The following is an 18,389-nucleotide window of genomic DNA, read 5'->3' as shown; positions in this document are numbered from 1 at the left end:
AGAAAAACAGTATGTAATGCACATTAACTGAACAAAGCGCTGTGAAACACGCGTTACGATAGAGTTGGAGGAAATACATTTTGGCAATTAGAAAAATCGTTATGCACCCTGATCCTATTTTAGAGGAACAGTGCGAACCTGTTAAAGTATTTGATAAAAAATTAACAAAACTTCTAAACGATATGTATGATACAATGATTGAATTTGATGGAGTAGGACTCGCTGCCCCGCAAATTGGACTGAATATTCAAGTGGCCATTGTTGACATAGATGATGAAACAGGTACCATTGAAATGATCAATCCTGTTATCGTTGAAACAGCAGGCGAAGATACCGATGTGGAAGGCTGTTTAAGTTTCCCAGGACTATATGGAGAAGTGTCAAGACCAGAAGTAGTTAAGATTAAAGCGCAGGACCGGACTGGGAAATTCTATAAGCTTGAAGCAGAAGGATTTTTAGCAAGAGCGATCCTGCATGAAATTGATCATTTGAATGGCATTCTGTTTACATCCAAGGTTTCAAGATATATAGAAGAACACGAACTTGAAGGGATGGAAGAGGAATGACAAAAATTATTTTCATGGGAACGCCAGACTTTTCAGTCCCTATTCTGCAGCAGCTTATAAATGATGGTTATGATGTAATTGCTGTGGTGACTCAGCCAGACCGTCCTGTTGGCAGGAAAAAAGTGTTGACGCCACCACCGGTGAAAGCTGAAGCTGTAAAAAGAGGCATTCCGGTTTATCAGCCTGAAAAAATCCGCAATCCAGAAGAACTGCAGCCTATTTTAGATTTACAGCCTGATTTGGTCGTTACGGCTGCATTTGGTCAAATTTTACCTAAGGCACTGCTGGATGCGCCTAAGTTTGGCTGTATTAATGTTCATGCATCACTTCTGCCGGAACTGCGCGGCGGAGCGCCGATTCATTATGCAATCATGCAGGGGAAAGAAAAAACAGGCATTACCATTATGTATATGGCTGAAAAATTAGATGCAGGCGATATATTAACACAAGCGGAAGTAACCATTACAGAAGACGATAATGTTGGAACACTTCACGATAAATTAAGTGAGACGGGCTGCAAGCTTCTTTCCGAAACACTGCCAAAGCTCATAAACGGTGAATTGGAACCAATCGTTCAAGACGATAACCAAGCGACTTTTGCTTCCAATATTAAGCGTGAGCAGGAAAAAATTGATTGGACGAAAAATGGTGAAGACATCTACAATCATATTCGCGGTTTAAATCCATGGCCCGTTGCTTATACGACAGTAGAGGGAACGGTATTAAAAGTATGGAAAGCAGAAAAAACAGCAGTAGATCAAGCTTTAGAACCAGGAACGATTTTAGCAGCGGACGACGAAGGACTGACGGTAGCTGCCGGGAATCAAACCGCCATTAAAATTGTTGAACTGCAGCCCTCAGGGAAGAAAAAGATGGATGCTGGACAATATTTAAGAGGTGCTGGCTCTAAGCTTGCAAAAGGCTTTGTCCTAGGGGATCATTCATGAAAAAGACAGCAAAGAAAAATGTGCGGGAAACAGCACTTGAGCTCTTAACTGCTATTGAAAAAAATCAATCATACAGCAATCTTCTTCTCAATAATGCGATTAACAAAAACGAATTAAATGCAAAGGATGCTGCACTCCTAACAGAAATCACATATGGAACACTGCAGCGCCAGATGACACTAGACTACTTCCTGCACCCTTTTATTAAGAACAGCAAAAAGCTGGAAGGCTGGGTGATCCAGCTTCTTCGTTTGACAGTTTATCAGCTTGTCTATTTAGACAAAATTCCTGATCATGCTGCCTTAAATGAAGCGGTTGAATTGGCAAAAAAGCGAGGGCATAAAGGCATTGCGGGCCTTGTTAATGGCGTTTTGCGGAATTTTCAGCGCAGTGGTGTTCCTTCATTGGATGCTATAAAAGATCCGATTGAACGAATCTCAATTGAAACAAGCCATCCAATCTGGCTGGTGAAACGCTGGGCTGAACAACTCGGCTTAGAAAAAACTAGAGAAATGTGTTTACTGAATCTTACCGCGCCATTGCAAACAGCCAGAGTCAATACAGTAAAGGCAACAAGAGAAGAAGTGCTCAAGATGCTCCTTGATGAAGGGTTTGAAGTCGAAGAAAGTCCGGTTCTTCCTGTGGCCATTAAGTGTAAACGCGGAAATTTAGCCCGCTCCAATGCATTTAAAGAAGGTTATCTAACCATACAGGATGAGAGCTCGATGCTTGCAGCTTACGCTCTTGGCGCCAGCCAGAATGAAACCATTCTTGATGCATGTGCCGCTCCTGGTGGAAAATCAACTCATATTGCTGAACGGATGGAAAATAGCGGCACCCTCGTTTCGCTTGACCTTCATGAGCATAAAGTGAAACTTATCAGTGATAATGCAAGCAGATTAGGACTTGCGAATATTAGGCCGAAAGCATTGGATAGCAGAACAGTCCAGGACCATTTTGAAGCAGAAAGCTTTGATCGGATTCTGCTCGATGCTCCTTGCTCAGGGCTAGGTGTCATGAGAAGAAAGCCTGATATGAAATACACAAAAAAAGAAGAAGATCTAACAAATCTTCATAACATCCAACTGAATTTATTAACCGCTGCTGCCCCACTATTAAAAAAAGGTGGTATCCTAGTTTATAGTACTTGTACAATTGACAAGGAAGAAAACGAGAAAACGTTAGAAGCATTTTTACAAAAACATCAAGACTTTGAAGCGGATGCAGCGTTAAAATCCAGAATGCCAGAGGCAATCAAGCCTTTAGTAACAGATTTTGAACTGCAAATACTTCCGCAAGATATAGGATCAGACGGCTTTTATATAGCCTGTCTAAGAAAGAAGGTGCAATAAATGGTACAAGCAACAAAAGACAAAACAGCAACAGAACAGAAGCCTTCCATTTATTCTTTGCAGCTGCACGAGCTGAAAGATTGGTTAAAGGATCACAACGAAAAAGCTTTCAGAGCTGAACAAATCTTTGATTGGCTTTATACAAAAAGAGTAACAGCGTTCGAGGATATGACGAATTTATCCAAGTCACTACGCGAAAATTTGACGGAACAGTTTACAATTACTACATTAAATACGCTAATTCAGCAGCAATCATCTGACGGAACGATCAAGTTCTTATTTGAACTTCACGATGGCTATTCAATTGAGACCGTTTTGATGAGACATGAGTACGGTAACTCAATCTGTGTGACCACTCAAGTTGGCTGCAGAATCGGCTGTACGTTTTGCGCTTCCACACTTGGAGGGTTAAAACGTAATTTAGAAGCAGGAGAAATCGTTGCTCAGGTCGTAAAAGTACAACAGGCATTAGATGAGACGGATGAAAGAGTGAGCTCAGTTGTGATCATGGGTATCGGTGAACCGTTTGACAATTATGATTCCATGATGTCATTCCTAAAAATTATCAATCATGATCAGGGCTTAAATATTGGTGCTCGTCATATTACGGTTTCAACGAGCGGAATCATTCCAAAAATCTATAAATTTGCTGATGAAAATATGCAAATCAATTTTGCCATTTCACTGCATGCTCCAAATACAGAAATTAGAAGCCGTTTGATGCCAATAAATAGAGCATACAAGCTTCCGGATCTGATGGAAGCAATTCGCTACTATATTCAAAAAACAGGCCGCCGTGTCAGCTTTGAATATGGATTATTTGGCGGTGTAAACGATGGAGTGGAGCATGCTGAAGAGCTAGCTCAGCTAATTAAAGACGTAAAGTGCCATGTCAATTTAATTCCGGTTAACTATGTGCCTGAAAGAGATTATGTGAGAACGCCAAGAGAAAAGATCTTCGAATTTGAAAAAACATTGAAGAAACATGGAGTAAATGTAACGATTCGCCGTGAGCAAGGTCATGATATTGACGCAGCATGTGGACAACTTCGTGCGAAGGAGAGAACTGAAGAGACGAGGTGATGATCGTATGAAGGCTGTTTTTAAGACAGATCGAGGTAAAGTAAGGCAGCATAACGAAGATAATGGCGGAATTTTTGAGAATGCCAGCGGACAGCGCCTTGCCATCGTAGCAGATGGCATGGGCGGTCACCGCGCCGGCGATGTCGCAAGCCTTATGGCCATTGAGAATATTGGTGAACGTTTTAAAGAGTCTTCTTCTATTCAAACGGCTGAACAGGCTGAACAGTGGCTGAAAGCAACCATTGAGGATGTTAATACAATCCTATTTGAGCATGCCAGCGCTGAGTCTGAATGTGAAGGAATGGGTACGACAGTTGTTGCTGCCATTTGTACAAATCGTTTTGCGACGATTTTAAATGTAGGTGATAGCCGGGGATATATTCTAAATGAAACCGGCTTTCAGCAGCTGACAGATGACCATTCACTGGTTAATGAATTAGTGCGCCAAGGGGAAATATCAAAGGAAGATGCTGAGCATCATCCAATGAAAAACGTGGTACTCAGAGCCCTTGGGACAGAACCGAGCATTAAAATGGATATCATGACAATTATGTTTGAAGAGGGAGATAAGCTCTTTCTTTGTTCAGATGGACTCTCAAATAAAGTCTCTGAAAACGAAATGAAAGAAATTTTAGTGCAGGATGTCTCATTTGAGGAACAGGCAGCACAGCTTATTGATCTAGCTAATCAATATGGCGGCGAAGATAATATCACTCTAGTCATCATTGAATTTGATGATGTACCTGGAAGAGGGTGATAGGTTGTGATGATTGGAAAAAGAATCAGCGGCCGCTATAAAGTCTTGGATATGATTGGCGGAGGTGGCATGGCAAATGTCTATCTTGCTCATGATATGATCCTGGACCGTGATGTTGCCGTGAAAATGCTTCGTCTTGATTTTGTTGATGACGAAGAGTTTATTCGCCGTTTTCACCGGGAGGCACAGTCTGCTACAAGTCTCGCACATCCTAATATTGTAAGCATTTATGATGTTGGAGAAGAAGATAATATTTATTATATTGTCATGGAATATGTTAAAGGACAAACTTTGAAGCAATACATACAAACAGCAAGCCCTGTTCGCATTGATGATGCATTAGAGATCATGAAGCAGCTGACAAGTGCTATTTCACATGCTCATCAAAACCATATTATCCATCGGGATATAAAGCCCCACAATATCCTAATTGACAATAGCGGAAATATTAAGATTACGGATTTCGGCATTGCGATGGCTTTAAGTGCCACAAGCATTACCCAAACCAATTCCGTTTTGGGCTCTGTTCATTATTTATCTCCCGAGCAAGCACGCGGCGGGATGGCGAATCATAAGTCAGATATCTATTCGCTAGGAATTGTTATGTTTGAATTGCTTACGGGCAGGCTGCCGTTTTCTGGTGAATCTGCCGTTTCGATTGCTTTAAAGCATCTGCAATCAGAAACGCCTTCATTGCGCAGATGGAACCCGGATATTCCGCAGAGCGTGGAAAACATTGTATTGAAATCTACTGCGAAAGATCCTTTCCAGCGTTATCATTCTGTTGAGGAAATGGAAGAGAATCTCGCAACGGCACTGAATCCAGAACGTGCAAACGAACCCAAATTTCATATTGCACAGGATGACGATGCTACAAAAGCGATCCCTGTGATTTCATCTGATAAGATGTATCCTCCGTCAGAAGAAACGCTTATACACGGAAAGGATGCTGCTGTGAAGCAAGCTCAGCCTGCTTCAGCGGACGGTCTATCCAAGAAAGAAAAGAAGAAAAAGAAAAGCAAATGGCCAGTCATTTTAATATCAGTGTTCTTCGGTTTAATCATTCTTGGTCTTTTAGCTGTTTTTGTGTTGCCGGATCTGCTTTCTCCCAAAGATATTGAAGTGCCGGATGTTACGGAGGAAAATATTGATGATGCCCTCGATCAGCTAATCGCTGCTGGTTTTACCATTGGAGAAACGATTACGGTTAATGATGAAGAAATTGAAGCAGGATTTGTCATTAAAACGGAACCAAAAGCAGGGAGTATGGCTAAAGAAGGTAAAGAAATTGATATTTATGAAAGCATTGGAAAAGAACAATTTGAACTGCAAGATTATGTAGGACAATCATTTTCGGAAGTTGAACGAAAGCTTCAGAATGAAGAATTCCAAGACATTGTAAAAAATGAAATCAATAGTGATGAAGAAGCTGGCATTATTATTGAACAGAATTTCTCAGAAGGCGACTTGGTTGTACCAGGGGAGACAGAGCTGGAGTTTACCGTAAGTATTGGTCCTAAACCTGTGACATTAAAAGATTTGAGTGGTTATAATAACAAAGGACTTGAAGAGTATGCAGGCTCTACCGGCTTAAAGGTGAACATCGCGAGAGAAGAGTATCATGATAGTGTCCCTGCAGGACTTGTCATTTCACAGGATCCAGCTGCCGGTACCGATTTGGCAAAGGGAAGTACTGTAAATGTTGTCCTTTCTAAAGGTGTAGAAGAACTTCCGCTTAAAGAAGTAATTGAGGAAGTGGATATTCCATATGAGCCTTTAGAGGAGGGTGCTGAGCAGGAAATTACGTTATACATTGAAGATGCGGACCGGAATATGACAGAAGTAGCGGATGTATTTACTATTACGGAGAATAAAAGAATCAGTATACAGCTTAATATTGCTCATGGAACAAATGCAGGATACAAAATCATCCGAGATAATACTGTGCTGGTGGAAAAAACAGTGCCATATCCTGAATAATGAGAAGTAAGGAGTGCTGCTATGCCTGAAGGAAAAATTATTAAGGCGCTGAGCGGATTTTATTATGTACTGGACGACGGAGACATCATTCAATGCAGAGGCAGAGGTGTGTTCCGGAAAAATAAAATAACACCCCTTGTTGGTGATGAGGTTGTCTATCAGGCTGAAAACGATCAAGAGGGATATATTTTAGAAGTGAAAGAGCGGAAAAATGAATTAGTGAGACCTCCAATTGCCAATGTGGACCAAGCTATTCTCGTGTTTTCTGCAGTTGAGCCTGATTTTAGCACGGCTCTGCTGGATCGTTTTCTCGTTCTGGTTGAATTCAATCATATTAGACCGATAATTTGCATTACAAAGATGGATTTAACAACAGGTGAGCAAAAAGAAAAGATCTATTCCTATGCAGAAGATTATCGTAAGGCAGGCTACGAGGTGCTGCTGACGTCTTCTGAAACGGAAGAAGGCATCATGGAGCTTCTCCCTTTATTAGAGGGGGAAATCTCCGTATTTGCAGGACAATCAGGTGTAGGAAAATCTTCATTGCTCAATACATTAAGACCAGATCTTGAGCTAAAAACGGATGATATTTCAACTCATCTCGGCAGGGGAAAGCATACAACCAGACATGTTGAGCTGATTCCTGTTGGTGATGGGCATGTGGCAGATACGCCGGGTTTTAGCTCTTTAGAATTTATGGAAATTGAAGCAGAAGATCTAAACTATTGTTTCCCCGATATTGAAGTGCTCAGTGAGCAATGTAAATTTCGCGGCTGTCTTCATATGAAAGAGCCAAAGTGTGCTGTTAAGGAAGCGGTTGAAACGGGAAGCCTGCCTCAATACAGATATGAGCATTATACAAGCTTTTTAGAAGAAATAAAGGACAGAAAGCCGAGGTATTAATTATGGTGAAAATAGCGCCATCCATTTTATCTGCGGATTTTGCGCGATTAGGTGAGGAGATTAAGGACGTTGAAGCAGGAGGAGCGGATTATATTCATGTCGATGTAATGGACGGACACTATGTTCCGAATATCACAATCGGACCGCTTGTAGTGGAAGCAATACGTCCGATCACCGAGCTTCCCCTGGATGTTCATCTGATGATTGAACAGCCTGATCAATACATTGAAGCATTTGCTGCCGCTGGGGCAAACTACATTACCGTCCATGTAGAAGCATGTATCCATTTACACCGGACCATCCAGCTTATAAAATCATATGGAGTAAAAGCAGGCGTGGTCTTAAATCCGGCAACACCGGCAGAAATGATTAAACCAATCCTTGAAGATGTGGATATGGTCCTTCTAATGACCGTGAACCCGGGCTTCGGCGGCCAAAAGTTCATTTCTTCTGTCCTGCCGAAAATAGCGGCAATCAGACAATGGGCTGATGAATTAAATCTTGATATTGAAATTGAAGTTGATGGCGGTGTCAATGCAGAGACAGCTAAGCTTTGTGTTGAAGCAGGTGCCAATGTACTTGTTGCTGGATCAGCCGTTTTCAATGAAAAAGATCGTGCAAAAGCTATTGCAGCCTTGCGTGTATAAGGTTTTCCAGCATCTCTGAAGTCAGCCGCAGCCAGGCTGGCTTTTTTAATACATAAATGAAAAGTGTAAGAACCTGCTAATCAAAGTATACGTGCAGCACAGCTTAGTCGTATGCCTTACAGGGCTTGCAAATACAAATTTTCTCAACAAAAAAACAAGTTGAATTCTATGCTGAAAAGGGAATACAGATCTAAAAGAAAAATATAACTTCAAAAATAAGTCACTTAGGAGGGCAAAATGAATATTAATATTCTTGCAGGGGGACCGCTTGATACGCTGCCATCATTTGAAAAATACCATTTAGAAGAAGATGTTTGGATTGGTGTGGATAAAGGCGTTTTTACACTGCTCTCACAGAACATACGGCCTTTTCGCGCTTTTGGCGATTTTGACTCAGTTTCGGACGAGGAATGGGCAGTCATAGAGAAAAATGTAAAAAGCATTCACCGTTTTCGACCAGAAAAAGATGAAACAGATATGGAGCATGCGCTGAACTGGGCTCTTTCCGAGAATCCAAAGAGAATCCGATTATTTGGGGCAACAGGTGGAAGAATGGATCATTTCTTCGCTAATGTACAATTGCTATTAAAGCCGTTAAATAAACATGCAGCTCTATCAGTAGAGATTATTGATGTTCAAAATAAAATCTATATGACTAAACCTGATACCCATGTCATTCATAGAGATAGCGAATATAAATACATTTCTTTTATTCCAATCTCTGGTGATGTTAGCGGGCTAACGCTTAAAGGATTTAAATATCCGTTAACCGACTGTCATATTCCTATGAGCTCGACACTATGTATTAGTAATGAACTTGTTAATGATTCTGGTACTTTTTCTTATAAACAAGGCATATTAATGGTGATAAGGAGCAATGATTTATAATTATCATGATCTGTGTTTTAAAGTGAGGCAGCAAGCGGCAATAGCAGAAAGTTGGCAACTATGGGCAAGGCATGACTTGTGAGGAGGGACATAAAGAATGAGATTTTATACAATTAAACTGCCAAAATTTTTGGGCGGGATTGTCCGCGCCATGCTGGGGACATTTAAAAAAGGATAAATAAGGCAGAAGACTCCCACTCTAATAGCACCTTTGCAAGGTGCTGTTATTTTTTATCAAGAAAAATGTGCAGAGATATAAAGCGAAGCTGTTTTTTCGTAAATATGTTCCTATAAAAATGAAAAAAGGACATCCATGAAGATGTCCTTTCGCATATTAATTAAGCCTGATGATCAGCTGTGAAGCGATCATGAATGGCTTTACTATTATACGCGTTCTACTTTACCTGATTTAAGTGCTCTTGCAGAAACCCAAACACGTTTAGGCTTACCGTCTACAAGAATGCGAACCTTTTGAAGGTTTGCGCCCCAAGTACGCTTGTTAGCGTTCATAGCATGTGAGCGAGCATTGCCTGAAGTTGTTTTTTTACCAGTTACAACACATTTGCGTGGCATGTAATTTCCCTCCTTACTAACCAAAGCTGAAAGATCCTTCATGCTTTTATTTGCAATTTGTTAGATCCATCTGTATTAATGAGAAAACAGTAAACTGTTTCCGGCCATTAAAAGATACTTTAATAATTTATCATACATTTACAATCCTTGCAATAGCTGAACTCGTTGCTTTCAAGAAAATTTCCTTGACATACAATGAATTCGGACAAGCTATACTAAGAAGTAGAAAGTATAACTTTTAATAATGGTGCTCATATAGTACAATGTTCTGTATGAATAGTGTGAAGAGCTTAAAAGCGGAAAATCTGTCTCTTGTAACTTTCACTTTTCGAAAAGGTATTTCAAAAAGGGGGAACGAATTATGTCCATCGAATTAAAAACGAATTTTGGGCAAATTGATATCTCAAATGATGTAATCGCTACAATCGCAGGAGGAGCTGCTGTGGATTGTTATGGAATCGTAGGGATGGCATCCAAAAATCAAATAAAAGATGGTTTAACCGATATTTTGCGCAAAGAAAATTTTACACGCGGAGTCGTCGTTCGCCAGGAAAATGATGAAGTACATATTGATATGTATATTATTGTAAGTTATGGAACGAAAATTTCCGAGGTTGCTCACAATGTTCAATCAAAAGTAAAATATACATTGGACAAAACGGTCGGCCTTAGTACAGACTCTGTAAATATTTTCGTTCAGGGAGTTCGTGTAACTAACCCGTAGTGAGGAGGAAAGATTTGTGTCAACTAAAGTTTTAGATGGAAAACAATTTGCGCGAATGATTTTGCAAGGTGCTAACCACCTGTCAGCAAATGCTAAATTGGTGGATGCATTAAATGTTTTCCCTGTTCCGGATGGAGATACTGGAACAAATATGAATTTGTCGATGACTTCCGGTGCAAAGGAAGTTAAAAATAATGTGAATTCCCACATTGGCAAGGTAGGCGCTGCGCTATCAAAAGGCCTATTAATGGGTGCCCGTGGTAATTCAGGTGTTATTCTATCTCAATTATTCCGTGGTTTTTCAAAAGCGATTGAACATAAAGAAACAATTAACGGAAAAGAGTTTGCCGCAGCATTTGATATTGGTGTGGCTACTGCATATAAAGCAGTTATGAAGCCGGTAGAAGGAACCATTCTAACAGTCGCAAAGGATGCTGGAAAAAAAGCGGTTGCAGCTGCTGAAACAGAGGATGATCTCATTCTTATTATGGAAGCGATTGTAAAAGAAGCGAAGGCTTCCTTAAATCGCACTCCTGACTTGCTTCCAGTGCTGAAAGAGGTTGGCGTTGTCGACAGCGGCGGTCAAGGGCTTGTTTTCGTATACGAAGGCTTTTTAGCTGAGCTAAAGGGAGAAGAACTGCCTGAAGCCCCGCAAAATCTGCCGAAAATGGATGAGCTTGTTAGCGCTGAGCATCATAAAAGTGTACAAAGCCATATGAACACAGAAGATATTGTGTATGGATATTGCACTGAGTTTATGGTGAAGTTTGAGGATGAAAAGCTTTCTAAACAACCATTTAAAGAAGAAAAGTTCCGCCAGGATTTAAGTAAATATGGCGATTCCCTGCTGGTCATTGCAGATGATGAGCTTGTTAAGGTCCATATTCACTCTGAACAGCCAGGCGACTGTCTTTCTTATGGCCAGCGCTATGGAAGCTTAATCAACATGAAAATTGAAAATATGCGCCAGCAGCATTCAAATCTTTTGTTCGATGAGCCGGCATCTGCTCCTGAAGCAAAAAAACCGGAAGAACAAAAAGAATACGGAATTGTGACAGTTTCAATGGGCAGCGGAATTGCTGACCTATTCAGAAGTCTTGGCGCTCACGCTGTTATTGAAGGCGGTCAGACGATGAATCCGAGCACGGAAGATATCGTTAAGGCGATCAAAGATGTAAATGCAAAAAAAGTCATCATCCTGCCGAACAATAAAAACATTGTGATGGCCGCTGAACAGGCAGCAGAGGTTTCGGAAGTGGAAGCACTTGTTGTTCCGTCAAAAACAGTGCCGCAGGGGATGTCTGCATTACTTGCTTTTAATCCGAGTGCAGAGCTCTCAGAAAACGATCAAGGAATGAAAAGTGCATTACAGCATGTAAAGACTGGCCAAATCACATTTGCTGTCCGTGATACAAGTATTGACGGTCTTGAAATTGAAAAAGACGACTTCATGGGCATTGAAGAAGGAAAAATTGTTGTCAAAAACAAAGACAAAGTTCAGGCTGCGTCCGACCTTCTTGCTAAAATGATTGACGAAGATGCTGAGATCCTTACGATCCTTAAAGGGGAAGACGCTTCACAGGAAGATGTTGACCGTCTTGTAAGCTTTGTAGAAGAACAATACGGCGATGTCGAAATTGAAGTTCATGATGGCAAACAGCCATTATACGCTTTTATCTTTGCAATTGAATAAGTGAATTCAAACGGCAGCTGACTAGGCTGCCGTTTTTTTGAGTTTCTAATCATTCAACATGAGTGAAATGGAGCGGAGGCCCCTCGACTCCTGCGGGCAATAGAGGAAAGGGTGAGACCCCGCAGAAGCTTTGCTTCGAGGAGGCTCAGCTTGTGATCCCACGAAAAAACAGGGGCCGCAGCGAAATGGAACGGACTTGGTTAAATAGCCAAACGATGTCATTGAATATTCGTGTTTGATAAATAGTATTTTAGTTTCGTTTCAGCCGTGTTTTTGTCACTCTTCAAAAAGAATATCCCTTCATCATGAAAATTCGGAAAGTGTTCAGTAATGAACCTTTTAGAAATGGAACGGCTGTTTGTGTTTATGGTATGCTACAGGAAAGAAAGAAAATAATAGATTACATTAAGGTTGGGGAGGTTCAGCGGCTGCACGGCAGGATCCTATCTGCACAAAAGTGACCGCACGTGACATGGTAAATGATGAAATATTGAAACAGCCAGTGACAGTCGTTAAAGGAATTGGCGGTGAAACGGCTGAAGCACTTGCCGATATGAATATTCATACGGTATCTGATTTACTGGAGTATTTTCCATTTAGATATGAAGACTATCGTTTAAAGGATTTAGAAAATATTAAACATGAAGAGCGCATTACGGTTGAAGGAATCGTTCATAGTGAACCGAGCTTGATGTACTATGGCAGAAAACGTTCGAGATTGACGCTGAGAGTACTTGTTGGCAGAGTGCTTGTTCAAGCTGTCGTCTTTAATCAGCCTTATTTAAAAAATAAAATTGCCTTAAACAGCAGCGTCACATTAACTGGAAAATGGGATCAGCATCGTCAAATGATCACAGTTAATGAACTTCACGCTGGTCCGTACTCGAGTGACAAGGACTTTGAACCGGTGTATGCAGTGAAAGGAAAGGTCACCGTAAAAGGATTGCGAAGATTTATTAACCTTGCATTCTCTCAATTCGGGGAGTATATATCAGAGATGCTGCCAGAGCGCTTTCTATCCTCTTATAAGCTTCTGGACCGTAAAACAGCCTTGCAGATCATGCATTTTCCCTCAGGAGGCAATGACTTAAAACAGGCACGCAGGCGTTTTGTTTATGAGGAGTTCTTTTATTTTCAGCTGAAAATGCAGGCACTAAGGAAAATAGAGAGAGAGCATTCAAATGGTGTTTCTCAACAATATAATTTACAAGAGCTTAATCTCTATATCGATTCGATGCCTTTTTCACTGACAAATGCACAGAAGAGGGTTGTAAATGAAATTTTAACAGACATGAAATCGCCATTCCGGATGAATCGTCTGCTGCAGGGAGACGTAGGTTCCGGGAAAACGGCTGTGGCTTCAATTGCATTATACGCAAGTAAAACTGCTGGTTTTCAAGGGGCACTCATGGTTCCAACAGAAATTCTGGCTGATCAGCATGCCACATCCTTAACAGAAATGCTCTCTCCATTAGGCGTGACATGCGAATTGCTCACAAGCTCTGTAAAAGGAAAAAAACGCAGAGAAATACTGGAGAAGTTAAAAGAGGGCGAAATTGATATTTTAATTGGCACTCATGCACTTATTCAGGAAGAAGTGGTGTTTAAGAGGCTTGGGGTTGTTATTACAGATGAACAGCATCGTTTTGGTGTCAACCAGCGCCGGATTTTACGGGAAAAAGGGGAAAGTCCTGATGTATTATTTATGACAGCTACACCCATTCCCCGCACATTAGCTATTACGGCTTTTGGCGAGATGGATGTCTCGATTATTGATGAAATGCCAGCAGGACGTAAGGCCATTGAGACCTATTGGGCCAAACCTGACATGCTTGACCGTGTTCTGCGGTTTATGGAAAAGGAACTAGATAAGAATAGACAGGTATACGTTATTTGTCCGCTCATTGAAGAATCTGATAAACTGGATGTCCAAAATGCAATTGATGTGCATGCGACGATGATGCAATACTTTCACAGCCGCTATCACGCAGGGTTAATGCATGGAAGACTGCATCCTGATGAAAAAGATGCGATTATGCAGGCGTTTAGCCGAAATGAAGTGCAGATCCTTGTCTCGACAACGGTTGTAGAGGTAGGGGTTAATGTTCCGAATGCAACCATGATGGTCATTTATGATGCGGAAAGATTCGGTCTTTCTCAGCTCCACCAGCTGCGCGGACGAGTGGGAAGGGGAGACCAGCAATCTTATTGTATTTTGCTGGCCGATCCTAAATCAGAGGTTGGCAAGGAACGGATGAAAATAATGACTGAGACAAATGATGGTTTTGTTTTAAGTGAAAAGGATTTGGAGCTGCGCGGACCTGGTGATTTCTTTGGCAGAAAACAAAGCGGTTTGCCGGAATTCAAGGTTGCCGATATGGTTCACGATTATCGTGCGTTAGAAACTGCCAGAAATGATGCCACGCATTTAATCCAGTCAGACACGTTTTGGCATGATGAAGAATTTGCAGAGCTTAGACAATATTTGAAGAATAGCGGTGTGCTGGAAGGAGAAAAATTAGACTAACCACGGCAAGGGAAATAGGGCGGAAGTGCTTATTTTTCCTTGCAAAAAGGAATGATCAATTATATACTACTATTAGTACCTAGTCTTAATATCTCGAACGGTGTGATGATATGAGGAGAAATAAAAAAGAAAGACAGCTTCTATTAGCTGAGACTATAAAAGAAAATCCTTTTATAACGGATGAGGAGCTGGCAGAGAAGTTTACAGTGAGTGTACAGACCATCCGATTGGACAGGCTGGAACTATCGATTCCTGAATTAAGGGAACGAATTAAACATGTGGCTGAAAATCGCTTCGATGATGAAGTACGGTCCTTGCCGATTGAGGAAGTCATTGGTGAGATTATTGATATTGAGCTGGATAAAACAGCTATTTCGTTATTTGATGTAAAACGGGAACATGTTTTTCAAAGAAATAACATAGCGCGGGGCCACCATCTTTTTGCTCAAGCCAACTCGCTTGCTGTTGCCGTTATTGATGATGAACTTGCATTAACAGCCAAAGCAAATATTCAATTTACCAGAGCTGTGAAAGAAGGCGAACGGGTGGTTGCGAAAGCAAAAGTTGTTCACATTGATCATGATACAGGGCGTACAGCAGTAGAAGTGAACTGTTATGTGAACACTGAACATGTATTTAAAGGTGAGTTTGATATGTTCAGATCAAAAAATAATGCTAAAGGATGAATGAACATGAAAATAGCCATTGATGCAATGGGGGGCGATCATGCGCCAAAGGAAATCGTCCTGGGTGCATTAAAAGCCATTGAAACATACTCTGATTTGCAGATTAATCTTGTTGGGGATGAAAAGCAGATCAAACCGTTATTAACAACGAATGAGAGAATATCCATTATACATACTGATGATGTTATTTTAGCTACAGACGAGCCTGTTCGGGCAGTGAGACGGAAAAAGACCGCTTCAATGGTCATGGCAGCACAGCAGGTAGCAGATGGAGAAGCAGATGCGTGTATTTCAGCCGGAAACACTGGTGCTTTAATGGCAGCAGGATTGTTTATTGTCGGAAGAATTGAAGGCATTGAGCGGCCAGCTCTTTCTCCAACATTGCCGACCATCGGCGGAGAAGGCTTTGTATTGCTGGATGTCGGGGCAAATGTTGATGCTAAAGCAGAGCATTTGGTTCAATATGCGGTGATGGGTTCAGTTTACGCAGAAAAAGTCAGAGGTGTTCAGAAACCTCGGGTAGGACTTTTAAATATTGGCACAGAAGAAAAAAAGGGCAATGAACTGGCGAAAGCTACATACGACCTATTACAAAACCAAAGTGATCTTCATTTTATCGGAAATGTTGAAGCGCGTGACTTGCTTGATGGTGCAGCAGATGTAGTTGTCACAGACGGATTTACAGGCAATATGGTGTTAAAAACCATTGAAGGCACTGCTCTCTCGGTCTTTAAAATGTTAAAAACGACTTTGTCGAGCAGCTTCAAAAGTAAAATGGCTGCCGCACTAATTATGCCTGATTTGCGTGAACTTAAATCAAAGATGGATTATGCCGAATATGGCGGTGCAGCGCTGTTTGGGCTGAAGGCTCCTGTCATTAAGGCGCATGGCTCATCAAATGCAGATGCCTTATTCAGTGCAGTCAGACAGACAAGAGACATGGTGCAAAACAATGTGGCGGCAACCATTAAAGAAGTATTAGAACAGAACAATTGATATACATATAGTTGGATTATAGGAGGATTACTATGGGGAAAATCGCCTTTGTATTTCCTGGACAAGGATCTCAGACAGTCGGAATGGGGCATGAATTAGCGCAAACAAACGAAGGGGCAAAAGCTTTCTTTGATGCAGCGGATAAAGCATTACAATTTTCGCTTTCATCCATTATTTTTGAAGGGCCGCAAGCTGAACTGACATTAACAGCAAATACACAGCCTGCCTTATTAACAACAAGCATGGCAATTCTAAGCTTCTTTCAAAATAAGGGCATCACAGCAGATTATGTTGCTGGCCATAGCTTAGGAGAATATTCTGCCTTAGTCGCAGCTGGAGCAATATCATTTGAAGATGCAGTGATCGCGGTTCGAAAACGCGGTGAACTAATGGAAGAAGCAGTTCCAAATGGTGAAGGTGCCATGGCAGCTGTTTTAGGACTTGATCGTGATAAGCTTGCAGAGGTAACAGCGAAAATAACAGCAGAAGGCAATGCTGTCCAGCTCGCGAACTTAAATTGTCCTGGCCAAATTGTCATTTCAGGCTCAAAAAAAGGCATCGAACTGGCGTCTGCTCAAGCAAAAGAAGCTGGAGCAAAGCGTGTGCTGCCGCTTGAAGTGAGTGGACCGTTTCATTCATCATTAATGAAACCGGCCGCAGAGAAGTTTCAATCGGTTGTTGAGGGGATGGATGTAAAAGAAGCAACCATTCCTGTAGTGGCAAATGTGAATGCAAAAACAATGACTTCACCCGAAGATATTAAAACCAATCTAGTGGAGCAGCTGTATTCACCTGTTCTTTGGGAAGATTCAGTTCGGGAGATGATTGCATTAGGTGTGGATACATTTATTGAAATGGGTCCTGGAAAAGTTCTTTCCGGTCTAGTGAAGAAAATCGATCGATCAATCAAAACGTATGCTGTGTCCGATGAAGCATCATGTTTAGCAGCATTGGAAGCATTAAAGGAGGAAACACGATGAAACTGCAGGGAAAAGCGGCAATCGTAACAGGGGCATCTCGCGGAATTGGGAAAGAGATTGCTTTGGAGCTAGCACGCCAGGGTGCCAATGTCGTCGTTAACTATGCTGGAAGTGAACAGCGCGCTAATGAAGTAGTTGATGAAATTAAAGCATTGGGCACTGACGCCTTTGCTATTCAATGTGATGTAGCAAGCAGTGAATCAGTAACAGATATGGTCAAAGCCGCAATTGAGAAATTTGGCACGGTTGACATTTTAGTTAATAATGCCGGAATCACAAGAGACAATCTATTGATGCGCATGAAAGAAGATGAATGGGATGATGTCATCAATACGAATTTAAAGGGTGTTTTCCTATGCACAAAAGCTGTGACAAGACAAATGATGAAGCAGCGCAGCGGCAGAATTATTAATATTTCTTCAATTGTAGGAGTAAGCGGGAATCCAGGCCAAGCGAACTACGTTGCTGCGAAATCAGGTGTGATTGGATTAACGAAAACAACTGCTAAAGAGCTTGCGACTAGAGGAATTACTGTAAACGCGGTTGCACCTGGATTTATTACAACAGATATGACCGATCAGCTTGCTGAAGATGTGAAAGAGATGATGCTGAAGCAAATCCCGCTTGCCCGCTTTGGGGAGCCATCAGATATTGCAAATGTCGTTACTTTCTTAGCATCAGAAGACAGCCGCTATATGACAGGACAAACCCTTCATATTGACGGCGGTATGGTGATGTAATTTGTCTTCCGGCGATGGTTGTTCTTAGATAATCATTTAAAAGAGAAAAGATGTGTACTTATTTTGCCTTGTTCTTCATGGTCTTCATATTAAGGAATCATTGAATCTCTCAATCTTCGTATGAAGGAACTAGAATAAGCGGAGATACTTCCCTTATTTCTAGAATTAAGTGATTTTACGAATTAAGCGGAATTCTTCCGCCTAATTAGAGATTTGTAATACAGGAGTATAAGGCAAAACTGTTGAATGTACCGAAAAGTGCTCGTTTCCTGATCTGCACCTGCCAGCAGGAAAACGAGTACTCTGAAGCAGAAATCTTTGTATATTAAAGTAATGACCACAAAGAT

At 41.3% G+C, this 18,389-nt stretch carries 19 protein-coding genes; 18 read left to right on the top strand and 1 reads right to left on the bottom strand.

The window, feature by feature from the left end; genetic code table 11:
- The first annotated feature begins 80 nt into the window (after nt 1-80).
- The 10 genes from def (at nt 81) to spoVM (ending at nt 9,301) form a co-directional block, all read left to right on the top strand.
- Nucleotides 81-566 carry a peptide deformylase gene (gene def / locus B7E07_RS14310; RefSeq protein WP_080846497.1) on the top strand — a complete coding sequence of 162 codons (486 nt, stop codon included), beginning with the start codon at nt 81-83 and terminating at the stop codon, nt 564-566.
- Nucleotides 563-1,513: a methionyl-tRNA formyltransferase gene (fmt, locus tag B7E07_RS14305; RefSeq protein ID WP_080846496.1), complete on the top strand. Its 951-nt coding sequence runs from the start codon at nt 563-565 to the stop codon at nt 1,511-1,513. The genes def and fmt overlap by 4 nt, the downstream gene beginning before the upstream one ends.
- The gene (rsmB, locus tag B7E07_RS14300) at nt 1,510-2,865 is read left to right on the top strand and encodes a 16S rRNA (cytosine(967)-C(5))-methyltransferase RsmB (RefSeq protein ID WP_080846495.1); all 1,356 of its coding nucleotides are present in this window, start codon (nt 1,510-1,512) and stop codon (nt 2,863-2,865) included. The genes fmt and rsmB overlap by 4 nt, the downstream gene beginning before the upstream one ends.
- Nucleotides 2,866-3,948: a dual-specificity RNA methyltransferase RlmN gene (gene rlmN / locus B7E07_RS14295; RefSeq protein ID WP_080846494.1), complete on the top strand. Its 1,083-nt coding sequence runs from the start codon at nt 2,866-2,868 to the stop codon at nt 3,946-3,948.
- Nucleotides 3,949-3,955: 7 nt separating this feature from the next.
- Nucleotides 3,956-4,705 (top strand): Stp1/IreP family PP2C-type Ser/Thr phosphatase, encoded by a 750-nt coding sequence (locus B7E07_RS14290; RefSeq protein ID WP_080846493.1) that lies wholly within the window; start codon nt 3,956-3,958, stop codon nt 4,703-4,705.
- A gap of 9 nt (nt 4,706-4,714) precedes the next feature.
- Nucleotides 4,715-6,685 carry a Stk1 family PASTA domain-containing Ser/Thr kinase gene (gene pknB, locus B7E07_RS14285; protein WP_080846492.1) on the top strand — a complete coding sequence of 657 codons (1,971 nt, stop codon included), beginning with the start codon at nt 4,715-4,717 and terminating at the stop codon, nt 6,683-6,685.
- Between the two features lie 21 nt (nt 6,686-6,706).
- On the top strand, nt 6,707-7,588 hold the full coding sequence (gene rsgA, locus B7E07_RS14280) for a ribosome small subunit-dependent GTPase A (protein WP_080846491.1): 882 nt from the start codon (nt 6,707-6,709) through the stop codon (nt 7,586-7,588).
- 2 nt (nt 7,589-7,590) lie between these two features.
- Complete coding sequence (gene rpe, locus B7E07_RS14275) at nt 7,591-8,235, top strand: ribulose-phosphate 3-epimerase (protein WP_080846490.1); 645 nt, start codon at nt 7,591-7,593, stop codon at nt 8,233-8,235.
- A gap of 237 nt (nt 8,236-8,472) precedes the next feature.
- Nucleotides 8,473-9,123 carry a thiamine diphosphokinase gene (locus tag B7E07_RS14270; protein ID WP_080846489.1) on the top strand — a complete coding sequence of 217 codons (651 nt, stop codon included), beginning with the start codon at nt 8,473-8,475 and terminating at the stop codon, nt 9,121-9,123.
- A gap of 97 nt (nt 9,124-9,220) precedes the next feature.
- Complete coding sequence (spoVM, locus tag B7E07_RS14265; protein WP_019381739.1) at nt 9,221-9,301, top strand: stage V sporulation protein SpoVM; 81 nt, start codon at nt 9,221-9,223, stop codon at nt 9,299-9,301.
- A gap of 206 nt (nt 9,302-9,507) precedes the next feature.
- Here spoVM and rpmB read toward each other — a convergent pair whose 3' ends face one another.
- Nucleotides 9,508-9,696 carry a 50S ribosomal protein L28 gene (gene rpmB / locus B7E07_RS14260; RefSeq protein WP_019381740.1) on the bottom strand — a complete coding sequence of 63 codons (189 nt, stop codon included), beginning with the start codon at nt 9,694-9,696 and terminating at the stop codon, nt 9,508-9,510.
- A gap of 361 nt (nt 9,697-10,057) precedes the next feature.
- On the opposite strand from rpmB, the gene B7E07_RS14255 reads away from it, so the two are divergent.
- The 8 genes from B7E07_RS14255 to fabG all read left to right on the top strand — a co-directional run bounded on the left by B7E07_RS14255 (nt 10,058) and on the right by fabG (nt 18,042).
- The gene (locus tag B7E07_RS14255) at nt 10,058-10,420 is read left to right on the top strand and encodes an Asp23/Gls24 family envelope stress response protein (protein WP_066446730.1); all 363 of its coding nucleotides are present in this window, start codon (nt 10,058-10,060) and stop codon (nt 10,418-10,420) included.
- A 16-nt stretch (nt 10,421-10,436) separates the two neighbouring features.
- Nucleotides 10,437-12,113: a DAK2 domain-containing protein gene (locus tag B7E07_RS14250; RefSeq protein WP_080846488.1), complete on the top strand. Its 1,677-nt coding sequence runs from the start codon at nt 10,437-10,439 to the stop codon at nt 12,111-12,113.
- A gap of 305 nt (nt 12,114-12,418) precedes the next feature.
- Nucleotides 12,419-12,574, top strand: coding sequence for a hypothetical protein (locus B7E07_RS23935; protein ID WP_218970428.1), 156 nt, complete (start codon nt 12,419-12,421; stop codon nt 12,572-12,574).
- 11 nt (nt 12,575-12,585) lie between these two features.
- On the top strand, nt 12,586-14,640 hold the full coding sequence (gene recG, locus B7E07_RS14245) for an ATP-dependent DNA helicase RecG (RefSeq protein ID WP_080846487.1): 2,055 nt from the start codon (nt 12,586-12,588) through the stop codon (nt 14,638-14,640).
- 110 nt (nt 14,641-14,750) lie between these two features.
- Nucleotides 14,751-15,326: a transcription factor FapR gene (gene fapR, locus B7E07_RS14240; RefSeq protein ID WP_080846486.1), complete on the top strand. Its 576-nt coding sequence runs from the start codon at nt 14,751-14,753 to the stop codon at nt 15,324-15,326.
- A gap of 6 nt (nt 15,327-15,332) precedes the next feature.
- Nucleotides 15,333-16,322, top strand: a complete 990-nt coding sequence (plsX, locus tag B7E07_RS14235) for a phosphate acyltransferase PlsX (protein ID WP_080846485.1) — start codon at nt 15,333-15,335, stop codon at nt 16,320-16,322.
- Between the two features lie 32 nt (nt 16,323-16,354).
- On the top strand, nt 16,355-17,302 hold the full coding sequence (gene fabD, locus B7E07_RS14230) for an ACP S-malonyltransferase (RefSeq protein ID WP_080846484.1): 948 nt from the start codon (nt 16,355-16,357) through the stop codon (nt 17,300-17,302).
- Nucleotides 17,299-18,042 (top strand): 3-oxoacyl-[acyl-carrier-protein] reductase, encoded by a 744-nt coding sequence (gene fabG, locus B7E07_RS14225; RefSeq protein WP_080846483.1) that lies wholly within the window; start codon nt 17,299-17,301, stop codon nt 18,040-18,042. Before fabD ends, fabG begins: the two co-directional genes overlap by 4 nt.
- Nucleotides 18,043-18,389: the final 347 nt, after the last annotated feature.

The organism is Cytobacillus gottheilii, from assembly GCF_900166665.1.
Lineage (GTDB): Bacteria > Bacillota > Bacilli > Bacillales > Cytobacillaceae > Cytobacillus > Cytobacillus gottheilii_A.
The sequence above is the reverse complement of the archived record's forward strand: the minus strand, read 5'-3'. Positions and strand labels throughout refer to the sequence as shown.